Below are 12,203 nucleotides of genomic sequence, written 5' to 3' on the forward strand. Positions count from 1 at the left end.
AATAAGGGTGTATCACAATATGCAAAGATAAAATATTGTTTTCATGAAATTTATCAAGTCAATGATTGAATTTGTCAATTCATTTTAAGTTAACTTTGAGATATGAAAAAGCTTGAATCAAGAGAAGACATCGAACTTTTAGTTAATTCATTTTATGAAAAAGTAGTTCAGGATGAAACTATTGGGTTTTTCTTTAAGGATATTATTAAGGTAGACTGGGATAAACACCTTCCGAAAATGTATTCTTTCTGGGAAACTATTCTATTTGGCCAAATGAGCTACAAAGGAAACCCAATGGCTGTTCATTTCCCTATTAACGAACTTCAGGCAATGGAGAAAAAGCACTTTGATCAGTGGCTTTCCCTATGGAAAAAAACCATCGAAGAAAATTTCTTTGGTGAAAGTGCAGATATGGCGATCTATAAATCTGAAAATATCGCCAAATTAATGTCTTACAAAATGGAAATGGCCAGAAAGCTTAACTAAGGAACTATTACAGTAAAAATGTATGCTGCCAGGTTCACAAGTAAAACGGTTCCATACAATATATTTGTTTTTCCCCTGCTTAAAGAAAGCATTACAATAAATACAGATAAGGAAAGCAAAATAATATCTTTTCTATCAAGTCCCAGTACAAAAGGAATATCATACATAATACAAACCACAGACACAGCCGGGATCGTTAATCCAATACTTGCCAATGCTGATCCTAATGCCAGATTCACACTCGATTGTATCTGATTATTTCTTGCTGCGCGTATTGCCGCAACTCCTTCCGGAAGTAACACAACTCCTGCAATAATAACTCCAACTAGTGATTTTGGAGCTCCTACGCTTTGTACCATATCCTCAATTGTTGCTGAAAGACCTTTGGCCATTAATACAACAATTATAAGACAGATGATCAGGAATATAAAACTAATGATCGTTGCAGCTTTTGAAGGAACATAATGAGAATCAGGATCATCACCAGCGATAATAAAATAATTCCTATGTCTTACAGTTTGAACCATCAGGAAAACTCCATAAATAACCAAGCACGCAATAGAAACAAAAATGAGTTGGGGTGTATTATAAAAAGGTCCGTTTACACTTGACGTAAAATTAGGAAGGATCAATGTCAGAACCAATATAGAAACGATACTTACCAGATAGGTTGTAGCTGAGGTTCTTGCAAAAAACTGTTCATAGTACTTTACCCCTCCAACCAGAATACATATTCCTAATATCCCGTTAAGAATAATCATTACTGCAGCAAAAATAGTATCCCGGGCTAACGTAACCGCTTGATCTCCACCTGCGACCATCAAAGAAATGATCAACGCTACCTCAATAATAGTAATACACAGTGCAAGAATAATAGTACCAAAAGGCTCTCCTACTTTATGAGCTACCACTTCAGCGTGGTGAACAGCCGATAATACACTTCCAGTAAGTAAAATTCCAGCAATAATCTCATAAATAACACCATTTTCCATCAGCCCTGAGAAGTAATAACCCACTGCTAAAACAGGAAAAATGAATGTATAGTGTAAAAGTTCTTTTAATTTCATAAGTGTCTACAAAATACAAAAAATCAATGAAGATTAAAATATTAAAAGAAAATATTAATAATATTTTAATGGCACCAGAAGTTAAAATCCTGAAAATCGGTGAACATATGAAACAGCAACCCTATGCCAATAATTCTGATATTTCCTTTAAAGAAAAGCATCAAAAAGTACACCGCAATCGCATAATAAGAATGTAAAAAGTGAAATCCAATACTGTTTCTTGTAGGGTCAAAAATAGGACTAGCAAATAAATGATCCAGATCTACCAGCATAGTAGCTAACAAAATAAGATAGACTTTTTTCCAGTTATCTTTATAAAAGGCCAAAGCGATAAAAACCGGAAACACAAGGTGCAAAAAATAATGCATACATGTTTTCCAAAATAAACAATCCATTAGATTCTTCCTTTTAAATAATCTTGTCTTACTTCCTCGTCCAATTTTTCAATAGCATACCTCAAACAAGTTCTGGGCATTTCTTTATAATGGGTATTCAGATAAAGAATCAGTTCTTCTTCATTTTTGTTACCCATTTCTCTCAATAGCCAACCATTGGCTTTATGCATGAGATCGTGGGAGTGTTTCAGATTATTCGTTACAAATTCTTTAGTCAAATCAAAAGAACCCTTTTTTATATAGTGCATTGTTCCTACAACAGCAATTCTTTTGTGCCACATGTCATCGGAATGAGAAAGATTTCTCAAAAGGTCTTCTTGTTGATTCTCAAATGCATATCGTCCTAAAATTTTATAACAACTTGAGTCAACCAAATCCCAATTATTTATATGGGGTAAATGATCGAGATAAAAATCTATAATCTCTTTTTTCTGCTTCGGATCTTTTGTCTTTTCAAACTTTGTGATCAATATGAACAATGCAGTTAATCGATGTTCATGAAATTTTGAGGAAAGCAATTCACCAAGTTCCTTCAGGGTAATCTTGGAATAATATTCTTTGGCAACAACTCTTTGGTCTGGTACCTTGACTCCCAGAAAAACATCTCCCTCACCATACTCTCCTTTTCCTGTTTTGAAAAATTTAGGAAAAAATGCTGCTTTTTCAGGAATTGATAAAACAGCTAATGCTTCGTGTATTTCTTTAATTATAGAACTCATCGAAATCAATTATTTAAGCATTATCATCTAAAGCGATACTTTCCTGTTCCAATTCTTCTTTAGCAATTTTCTTAGGATTGGCAACCTTAGCAATTGTAAGCCCCTGTACAACAATCGAAAAAACCACCACACAATAAGTGATACTTAAAATAATATTACTGTATTCACTTTTAGGAATAGACATCGCCAGTGCAATAGACACTCCACCACGAATTCCGCCCCAGAACAAAACTTTAATTGTTTGCGGGCTAAATCTCGTTCTAAAAGACATAAACTTCGTTGGCCCCCAAATTGAAATAAATCTTGCAAACAGAACCACAAGAATTGCAATAAGTCCCGGAATAATAAAATGATTCAGATCTTTGATCATCAATAGTTCAAATCCGATAAACAAGAACAATACAGCATTCAGGATTTCATCAATGAGTTCCCAAAATTTAATGAGATAATCCTGCGTGATCGATTTCATTTTGAATCTCACATTGAAATTACCCATAAATAAACCTGCGGCAACCATTGTAAGCGGTCCGGATATATGCATTTGCCTTGCGATAAGATAACCTCCCATTACCACAGAAAGAGTAACCAAAACTGAAATAATATAATCATCCACTTCGCGCATTAATCTGGAAGTTATCCATCCTAGCAAAACACCTAATAGTAATCCACCTCCCGCTTCTTTAAGCAATAAAAGACCAATGCTCTCTACACCCAGGTCCACTTCTTTCCCAACAGCCAGCTGCAATACAACAGTAAAAACTACAACAGCCATACCGTCATTAAAAAGAGACTCTCCCGCAACTTTAGTTTCCAAAGACTTTGAAACTTTTGCCTGTTTCAAAATACTAAGAACAGCCACCGGATCTGTAGGGGAAATTAAAGCTCCGAAAACAAGACAATAAATAAATGGAAGCTTAATACCTACTAAAGGAAGCAGGTAAAACATTCCAAAACCTACAATAAAGGTTGATATTACGACTCCTGCTGTTGAAAATATTAAAACAGGTCTAAACTGTTCTTTTAAATCATTAATATTAATATGAATTCCTCCGGCAAACAACAGAAAATTAAGCATCGCTCCCATCAGAACCTCAGTAAAATCAATGCTATTCATCAATTTATGAAGATGACCAAAAGTTCTTGGCAACACTGTCTCTCCAAATAAAACGAGAAAAATTGAAACCACAATGGCAATAACCATAATTCCGATGGTACTCGGAAGTTTAAGAAACCTGTAGTTGAGGTAGGCGAATATGGATGCTAAAACTATTAATGCTGAAAATGAATAATATAATTCCACTCAATTGTTTTTAAATTAAAAGTCTAAATAAAGGACTTTGATATAGATTTTGTTGTTTTCTTTTTCCCACACATCGATAATCCCATCTTTCACTGTTTTTGAACTCTTTGTATATCCCTCTCCAAGATTTAGAATATTCAGAAAAATATATTCATCACCAACAGAATTGACTTGAAATGCAGTTTTCTCCGATTTTCCATCTCCGGAACTCTTTATTGCATCTGCCAACAATCTGAGTTGGGCAAGATGGTGAGTGAAATTGCTAATATCTTTTTTGTAATCATAAGCACGAAGCAAAATCAACAGAACATCCAGATTGGTTGGATCTTTACCATACAGAATCTTTCCTATTCTTATACAATCTTCAAAATTGTTATTTTTGAATGCTTCAGCCATGCTTTTAAAATCCTCATCCGAAGTCGTCAATTTATTATCTTCAAAATTCCTTCCATAGTAAAGGTACTGTGCCTCAATGCTATCTAATGACTTTGGAATTCCTTTATATTTAAAAATCAACTTATCATAGTTATACTGTGATTCAGAATTTTTAAGATTTTTTTCTATACTTTTAAAATCAATCCTGGATTTCTGACTAAAGCCCAAAACTGAAACAAAAAGAGATAAAAGGAAAATGTAATATTTCATTAATCGTTGTTTTCTTCTTCCTCATCATTCTCAAAATACTCGAAAAGGAAATCATTATATGGAAATCTTGAAATATGGATCTTCATGACCTCATCATAAATTAACTTCTTCATTTCCGGGAAGTTTTCTTTCTTCAATGCAGAAATAAATACAGTCGGATACTTGGATTTTGCCATCCACGTTTTTTTCCATTCTTCAAGAGAAACATTCTTCTTTGTAGATGGAGTTAAATCATCGTCATCTTTTTTCTCATAGCTGAAATCATCAATTTTGTTGAAAACCATGATCATAGGCTTCTGATGAGCATTAATTTCCATTAATACATGATTAACAGATTCTATATGGTCTTCAAAGCTCTCGTGAGAAATATCTACTACATGAATTAATAAATCTGCTTCGCGAACTTCATCCAAAGTAGATTTAAACGACTCCACTAGTTGAGTTGGTAATTTTCTGATAAATCCTACTGTATCGGTAAGTAAAAATGGTAGATTACCTATGACGACCTTTCTAACAGTTGTATCCAGTGTTGCAAATAACTTATTTTCGGCAAAAACTTCGGATTTTGAAAGAGAATTCATAAGAGTTGATTTACCAACATTGGTATATCCTACCAAAGCAGCGCGAACAACTTTTCCACGGTTATTACGTTGAGTTGCCATCTGCTTATCGATAGTCTTTAGCTTATCTTTCAATAAGGTAATTCTGTCACGGATAATACGACGGTCGGTTTCAATTTCTGTTTCCCCGGGACCTCTCATACCAATCCCCCCTTTCTGACGTTCCAAGTGAGTCCACATCCTCGTCAATCTTGGCAAAAGATACTGATATTGAGCCAATTCAACCTGAGTTCTTGCATAAGACGTTTGTGCCCGCTGAGCAAAAATATCAAGAATAAGATTGGTTCGATCTAAGATTTTAACTTCCATTTCCCTTTCCAGGTTTTTAAGCTGCGATGGAGAAAGTTCATCATCGAAAATTACAGTCCCTATTTCATTTTCTTTTACGTATTCCTTTATTTCAAGTGCTTTTCCACTTCCGATGAAGGTTTTAGAATCCGGTTGAGTTAATTTCTGAGTAAAGCGCTTTTGTACAGTCGCCCCTGCCGTGAAAGCCAAAAATTCCAATTCATCCATATACTCAGTCAGCTTTTCTTCATCCTGATTTTGAGTAATTACACCTACTAAAACAGCATTCTCGTAATTATGTTCTTTCTTTTCTAACATTAAGTTCTATCTATGTTTATGAGATTTACAAGTTACCCTTTTTAAGGATAAAAAACAAAATGATTTTTGGAATAACCGGAAATTTTAATGTTAATTTAAGCTTGCAATCGTATAGTTTTACGGAAAATTAATAATTGTTTTAAGCCATATTTTTATTTTTAAACATTAAAACAGCTAAATCAACAAAAACGAAAAGTGTGCCTAAATACCTAATTAGATATCACATATACAATCGTTAGTAATAATCAATACAATCTGATTGAATTATTGAGTAAATTGAATATCCAAATGAACTTTTAAAAGTTAGGTGAAATGGACGATCAAGTAGAAAACAATTCAAAAGAAAAAATAATGAAACTGAGCATTTTAGATCAATCTCCTGTTATTCTGGGCAAACATCCGGAAGAAATATTAAAGAACAGTATCGAACTGGCTCAGTGGGCAGAACACCTCAACTATGAAAGTATTCTATTCTCAGAACACCACGGCGTACCAGGTTATGCCAGTTCAAGTCCTGAAATTCTTGCGGCAGTTGTTTTAGCAAAAACACAAAAAATAAAAGTCGGTACTGCAGGCATTATGCTCCGCAATTATTCTGCGTATAAAGTAGCTGGGACAGCAAAACTGTTGGCTTCTATTTTTCCTGGTCGTTTTGTTTTAGGTTTAGGGAAAGCTCCTGGCGGACTTAAAATGTCTTCGCTGGCTCTGAATAGCGATAAGCTACCAACAGTAAGTACGATTACTGAAAAGCTACAGGATATTGTAGGATATCTTTCGGATGACACTTCCTCTACTCAGGAACGTTATGGTGATCTGATAGCACAGCCACAGCATCTACATCAAAAACCTGAGGTATGGTGGCTGGGATCAGGAAAAAATTCGGCAAAAGAGGCTGCAAAAAATGGATTATCTTATTCTTATTCTCATTTCCTGATCGATGAACGGGAAAATGAAAATACAAATATCTATAAAAATGAATTCTTACCTGGTGCTATAACAAAAACACCTCATCTGCAAATCGCTCTTTCTGTTTCCGTAGCCGAGGATTACAAAATGGCTCTCAGAAATGCATATTCAATGGCTTATCAATTTTTAGAAGCACGAAGAGGATTAGCTCCAACGCCATTAATTCATCCTGATGAGGTTGAAGAAAGAATCTCAGCTCCGGAAGACACCATTGAGTTTCAGAAAGTCCTGAAAAATATAATCATTGCCACTCCAGACACAATTGGTCAACAGCTTTCCGAAATCGCAGCATTCTATAAAACGAATAATCTGATCATATTGAATAATGTTTATGACAAGGATTATCGGTTTAAAAATTATGAGTGGATCATCAACAGCGTTCAATAAAGCAACATCCCTTCACTAAATTGTGAATATTCTTGCTAGTAATTAGTTTTTATGTTAAAAACAACACGCAATAACATATATTAATATAATTTTAATAACTTTATAAAGATATTTTTGTTTTATTTACATTAAATCTAAAAACTAATTAATAGCCAGAGAATCATGATTACCAATATTAGATGTATGATCATTGATGATGACGAACTAGATCGCCTGGTTCTTCAACATCATATCAATCAATTTGATAATATCGAAATTGTTGCTTCTTTTGATTCAGCCGAAAAAGCAATCCCCTATCTTGATCTCCCTATAGATGTTTTATTTATTGAAATCAATCTTCCAGGAATGAATGGAATAGAGTTTAGTAAATTAGCGTATAAAATCCCCTTTTGTATTTTCATAAGCTCACATTGTGAATTCGCTGCGGAAGCTTTTGAACTGGATATTTTAGATTTCATTAAAAAACCTTTAAAAGCAGACCGTATTCATCATTCATTACAAAAACTCTTCGAATTCCTTGAAATGAAAGAAAAGAGTGAGTGTCTTGATATTCTACTTGGAGAAAACAACATTAAAATAAAAGAGGGAAATACAATCCATCAGATCAAAATCACTGATATTCTCTATCTGGAAGCCCTAAAAGACTACACAAGAATTGTTACCTCAGAAAAAAAGCATTGTATTCTGGATTCTATCGGTAACTTACTCCATCAGAATTATTTTGATTCCTTTATTAGGATACATCGCAGTTACGCTGTTCCAAAATATCTCATCAGAAGCAAAACTACTCATGAAGTAGAACTCACCCATCAGATCAAGCTTCCTATTGGTAGAAGCTATAAAGATAATCTCGCTTTTTTCGACATGCACAATTAAAGGAAATGTCATTCGTCGATTTATCTCGTCGTTTATCTATTTTCAAAATATCCGTCTCCGATATGTGGTAATTTAGTCTTCTTAAATTCTTCTAATCAGAATTTCACGTACTAATAACCACAAAAAAACTTAACATGAAAAGAACATTTATTTTCGTTTTCCTTTTCATTTTGTTTATTATAACCGGACATCTGAGAGCACAATCTGCTGTCCTGGCTACGGGAACAAGTGTTTCAGGAGGCAATGGTTCCATCTCTTACAGTGTTGGTCAAATTGCTTATCTGTCTAAAGGAAGTAATTCTCAAATTATGGAAGGTGTACAACAAGCATTTGAAGTCACCACACTCTCAACCAATGAGACGACAACTACAGAAGATGGAATTTTACTCTATCCAAATCCCTTCAAAGATTTTTTATATCTGGATTTCACTGTAAATAGCTACAAGAATTCAGATTATCAATTATTTGATGCACAGGGTAAATTGATCAAAAAAGACAAAATCAATCAGTCAAAGTCAGAATTCAACTTCTCTGATCTTCCATCTGCCATGTACATTATCAAAATCAATCAAGAAGGTAAAAACATCAAAATCTTCAAAATCATCAAAAAATAACTACCATGAAAAAAATTCTATTTATACTGGGGCTGATACTGGGCTGGCTTTCGGTCTACGCGCAAGTACCCGAAAAAATGAGCTATCAGGCCGTTGTCCGAAATCTCTCAGGGCAATTAATCGTTAATCAAAGTATCGCTATGAGAGTAAGTGTTCTGCAAGGCTCCGCAGTGGGACCTGTAGTATATTCTGAAAGATTGACGGGAAACACAAATGCCAATGGGCTTATCACTCTCGAACTAGGCACAGGAACTGTACTTACCGGAACATTTAATACAATAGTCTGGTCTACTGGAAATTATTATTTAAAAACAGAAACAGATCCACTGGGTGGAACTAGTTATACGATAACAGGAACCAGTCAGCTTCTTAGTGTCCCTTACGCTATGTATGCAAAATCTGCTGGTGGTGGCGGAGGAAGTTTCACTATTCCTTACACTGCTACTGCAAATAACGCAGCCAGCCTTTTTGCATTAACCAATGATGGTGATGGAGTTTCAATTGAAGGAATCAATACTACCACAACTTCAAGTATCGCTGCAGTAAGAGGTACCGTAAGCAGTACTTCTGCTGGAGGATTTTCATCAGGGGTCCGGGGGATTAATAATGGAACAGGAGGTTTAGGTGTAGGAGTTTGGGGAAGCCAAAATGGAAGTGGATGGGGAGTATACGGAGTAACCCCAAGCGGTCTTGGAGTTTACGGAAACTCATCAGGAAGTGGAACTGGTGTATACGCAAACAGTAATACAGGAACGGGACTTACCTCAACAAGTAATAATGGAATTGCTGCCAGCGTTGCGATATTCAATAATGCCAATAACAATAATGCCCTCAATGTTTCAACTGTAGGAAATGGAACTGTAGTAAATGTTTCTTCTACTGGAAACGGAACCGGTGTTCTAAGCTCTACAGTAGGTGGCTTTGCCGTTCATGGTACCACCAGCCAACAAAGCTCTGCAGGTATCGTTGGAGACAACACCGGAGCTGGAGAAGCAGTTGTAGGTAGAACGACTAGTGATATTGCAGGCGCTGTTGTGGGAAGAAATGATGGTGGTGGATACGGTGTAAGAGGATTTGTCTCAACCAACACAACAGGAACAGCAGTTGGTGTTTTAGGGCAAATTGGACTTAATAGCAGCAAAGGTCGCGCAGGAAGATTTGAAAATTTAAGCCAAACCAATGATTTCAATGCATTTGAAGTAGAAACTAACGGAAATGGAAATATTCCGGACAACACTCAAGGAAATGCGTCGTCATTTCTTGTTAATAATGCCAACAGTGTTGCTGCAGCTGTAAGAGGAGAAGTTAAAACAATATTTGGAAACTTCGGAGCTGCAGGTATCTTTGGAGTATCTTCAGGAACTGGCGGTTTTGCTGGATTATTCCATGCGTCTAACACTGCCGGAAATGGCGCTGCTTTAGTCGCAATCACCGATGGAAACGGAAATGCTATTACGGCCAATGCTAGTAAAGATGGAAATGGAGTTGAAACCAATATTGATGGTGCAGGAAATGCTTTATACGCATGGGTTCCATCGTTTGCAACAGGACGTGCTGGAAAATTTAACATCTTCAATAATGCCAATACCAGCGATGTAATTACAGTAACCACAGTAGGTAATGGTATAGGCGGAAATTTTAAAGTTGATAGGGTTACAGGAACCTCCCCTGCTGTGAGAGGAGAAGTTAACTCACAATTTGCCAATTTTGGGACCGCAGGGATATATGGTATCTCATCTGGAACCGGTGGTTTTGGCGGATTATTTCATGCGAGCAATCCTGCTGGAAATGGGCCAGCTCTGGTTGCCATTGCTGATGGGAACGGAAACGGTATTACAGCCAATGCTTCCAATACAGGAGATGGAGTAGAAACAACTGCTGATGGAACCGGGAATGCTCTTTTTGCATGGACCCCTAATTTTAGTAATGGTAAAGCTGCTCGCCTAGTTAATTTCAATACTAGCAACACGAATCCTGTACTCACTGTAGAAACTCATAGTAATGGATCATTAGCTGTATTCAAATCAGGAGACCCCGGAACAGTAAATGTTGCACGTATCAATTCTGCGGGAAGAGGATTCTTTAATGGAGGAACACAAACCGGAGGAGCGGATTTAGCAGAAGTTTTCGATGTAGAAGGAAATATTTCGCAATATGAAACTGGTGACGTTTTGACCATCTCAGTACACTCAGACAGAACCGTAGAAAAATCTTCGAAACCATATTCTAACCTGGTTGCTGGTGTTTACGCAACCAGACCTGGTGTATTACTTACAGAAGAACATATAGATGCTGACATTTCTGATAAAGTTCCAATGGGAGTGATTGGAGTTATCCCAACCAAAGTCTGCCTTGAAGGAGGAAAAATCAAAAGAGGAGACCTTTTAGTGACTTCGTCAAAAGCAGGTGTTGCCATGAAAGCCAATCCTAAAAAAGTAAAATTTGGACAGATCATCGGTAAAGCTCTTCAGGATTATAACGAGAATGAAACAGGAAAAATCAAAGTACTTGTAAATATTAAATAAAAAACTATGAAATCTCTATATATCATCGCATTCGTATTATTAAGTTTCAACATGTATGCTCAGGAAAATAAAACTTCCGAACAGCAAGATCAAACTGTAATTTTAAAAAATGTAAAAGAACATGAAGCTCAGATTTTAAAAGAAACACAGGAGAAAGCCAGTAAAAAACCGGTACAGAGTGGCTTGGCATCTGATCAGGGTCTGGAAGTTAAGAAACAAGAATCGAAAGCCAAACCTCAAGCTGACAATTCAGGGAAATTAATTCCGAACACTGCTAGTTTTGATGAGGTTTTAGCTACAATCCCCAATAGGAAATCATCACGTAAGGCAAACAATTCTGGGAACACAAATATGACCACTGCCGGCTTGCCCAACACAGCAACCCTTCAGGAAATAAAAAAAACCATCCCTAAAAACTAATAACCCAACTAGATTTTTCAACAAAAGAAAGTCCGCAAATATGCGGACTTTTTATATTCAATTCAATGCTAATTATTCATTATCAATCCCAATCAGAAGCTACAAACTTCATTACAACTCCTTTATCATCTGATAAAGTAAGGAAATGTCCTTCAATGGAATATTGGGTAATTCTTTCAAAAGAATTTACAAAAGCCCTTTCAAGTTTCATTTCCTGACAAGCCATCATAGTACTTCCTACTCCTGAAATTTTCATTTTTCCATTTTTCCTAAATTCACCAGTGAAAAACATTTTATTACATCCCATAAAAGCTCCTCCACGGATTTTATCTCCTTCCATTTTACCTGTGAGATTAATTCCTGCCCTGCTTTTAACCATTTGATCTTTATTAAAATTCCCAAAAGAAACAAGCATCCATTCTCTCTGAATTGATGGATTTTTAGCAGGTACTGAAGAACAATTGACTATTATTCCTAAAAACAAAATTCCTAAAAGGCCTATAAATATTTTTTTCATGAGGGCAATCCTTCCATTTTCATACCAATCCCGGGCAGAATGTCGTAAAAATTAGTAAAT

The 12,203-nt window shown here is 35.8% G+C and carries 13 protein-coding genes; 6 read left to right on the plus strand and 7 right to left on the minus strand.

The window, feature by feature from the left end:
* Nucleotides 1–102: 102 nt before the first annotated feature.
* Entirely contained in the window at nt 103–486 is a 384-nt protein-coding gene (locus JHL15_RS02540; protein ID WP_200242423.1) for a group III truncated hemoglobin, read from the plus strand.
* On the opposite strand, the gene JHL15_RS02545 is transcribed toward JHL15_RS02540, so the two are convergent.
* The 6 genes from JHL15_RS02545 to hflX form a co-directional block, all read right to left on the minus strand.
* Nucleotides 483–1,553 (minus strand): calcium:proton antiporter, encoded by a 1,071-nt coding sequence (locus tag JHL15_RS02545; RefSeq protein ID WP_200242425.1) that lies wholly within the window; start codon nt 1,551–1,553, stop codon nt 483–485. The two genes, JHL15_RS02540 and JHL15_RS02545, sit on opposite strands and share 4 nt — an antisense overlap.
* A 65-nt stretch (nt 1,554–1,618) precedes the next feature.
* Complete coding sequence (locus JHL15_RS02550) at nt 1,619–1,948, minus strand: DUF6122 family protein (RefSeq protein ID WP_200242426.1); 330 nt, start codon at nt 1,946–1,948, stop codon at nt 1,619–1,621.
* The gene (locus tag JHL15_RS02555) at nt 1,948–2,667 is read right to left on the minus strand and encodes a DNA alkylation repair protein (RefSeq protein ID WP_200242427.1); all 720 of its coding nucleotides are present in this window, start codon (nt 2,665–2,667) and stop codon (nt 1,948–1,950) included. Before JHL15_RS02555 ends, JHL15_RS02550 begins: the two co-directional genes overlap by 1 nt.
* Before the next feature lie 13 nt (nt 2,668–2,680).
* Entirely contained in the window at nt 2,681–3,967 is a 1,287-nt protein-coding gene (locus JHL15_RS02560) for a cation:proton antiporter (protein WP_200242429.1), read from the minus strand.
* Nucleotides 3,968–3,982: 15 nt separating this feature from the next.
* Nucleotides 3,983–4,612 (minus strand): DUF4919 domain-containing protein, encoded by a 630-nt coding sequence (locus JHL15_RS02565; protein WP_200242430.1) that lies wholly within the window; start codon nt 4,610–4,612, stop codon nt 3,983–3,985.
* The gene (gene hflX / locus JHL15_RS02570; protein ID WP_200242432.1) at nt 4,612–5,838 is read right to left on the minus strand and encodes a GTPase HflX; all 1,227 of its coding nucleotides are present in this window, start codon (nt 5,836–5,838) and stop codon (nt 4,612–4,614) included. The genes JHL15_RS02565 and hflX overlap by 1 nt, the downstream gene beginning before the upstream one ends.
* 312 nt (nt 5,839–6,150) lie before the next feature.
* On the opposite strand from hflX, the gene JHL15_RS02575 reads away from it, so the two are divergent.
* The 5 genes from JHL15_RS02575 (at nt 6,151) to JHL15_RS02595 (ending at nt 11,626) form a co-directional block, all read left to right on the plus strand.
* Nucleotides 6,151–7,191: an MsnO8 family LLM class oxidoreductase gene (locus JHL15_RS02575; protein WP_200242434.1), complete on the plus strand. Its 1,041-nt coding sequence runs from the start codon at nt 6,151–6,153 to the stop codon at nt 7,189–7,191.
* 162 nt (nt 7,192–7,353) lie between these two features.
* Nucleotides 7,354–8,067, plus strand: coding sequence for a LytR/AlgR family response regulator transcription factor (locus JHL15_RS02580; protein WP_200242437.1), 714 nt, complete (start codon nt 7,354–7,356; stop codon nt 8,065–8,067).
* A gap of 134 nt (nt 8,068–8,201) precedes the next feature.
* The gene (locus JHL15_RS02585; RefSeq protein WP_200242439.1) at nt 8,202–8,681 is read left to right on the plus strand and encodes a T9SS type A sorting domain-containing protein; all 480 of its coding nucleotides are present in this window, start codon (nt 8,202–8,204) and stop codon (nt 8,679–8,681) included.
* A 5-nt stretch (nt 8,682–8,686) separates the two neighbouring features.
* The gene (locus tag JHL15_RS02590) at nt 8,687–11,206 is read left to right on the plus strand and encodes a beta strand repeat-containing protein (RefSeq protein WP_200242442.1); all 2,520 of its coding nucleotides are present in this window, start codon (nt 8,687–8,689) and stop codon (nt 11,204–11,206) included.
* Nucleotides 11,207–11,212: 6 nt separating this feature from the next.
* A complete protein-coding gene (locus tag JHL15_RS02595; protein WP_200242444.1) occupies nt 11,213–11,626 on the plus strand; it encodes a hypothetical protein in 414 nt (137 codons plus the stop codon).
* A gap of 82 nt (nt 11,627–11,708) precedes the next feature.
* Here the strand turns inward: JHL15_RS02595 and JHL15_RS02600 are convergent, their stop codons facing one another.
* On the minus strand, nt 11,709–12,143 hold the full coding sequence (locus JHL15_RS02600) for an META domain-containing protein (protein WP_200242446.1): 435 nt from the start codon (nt 12,141–12,143) through the stop codon (nt 11,709–11,711).
* Nucleotides 12,144–12,203: the final 60 nt, after the last annotated feature.

The organism is Chryseobacterium paridis, assembly GCF_016595215.1.
Classification (GTDB): domain Bacteria; phylum Bacteroidota; class Bacteroidia; order Flavobacteriales; family Weeksellaceae; genus Chryseobacterium; species Chryseobacterium paridis.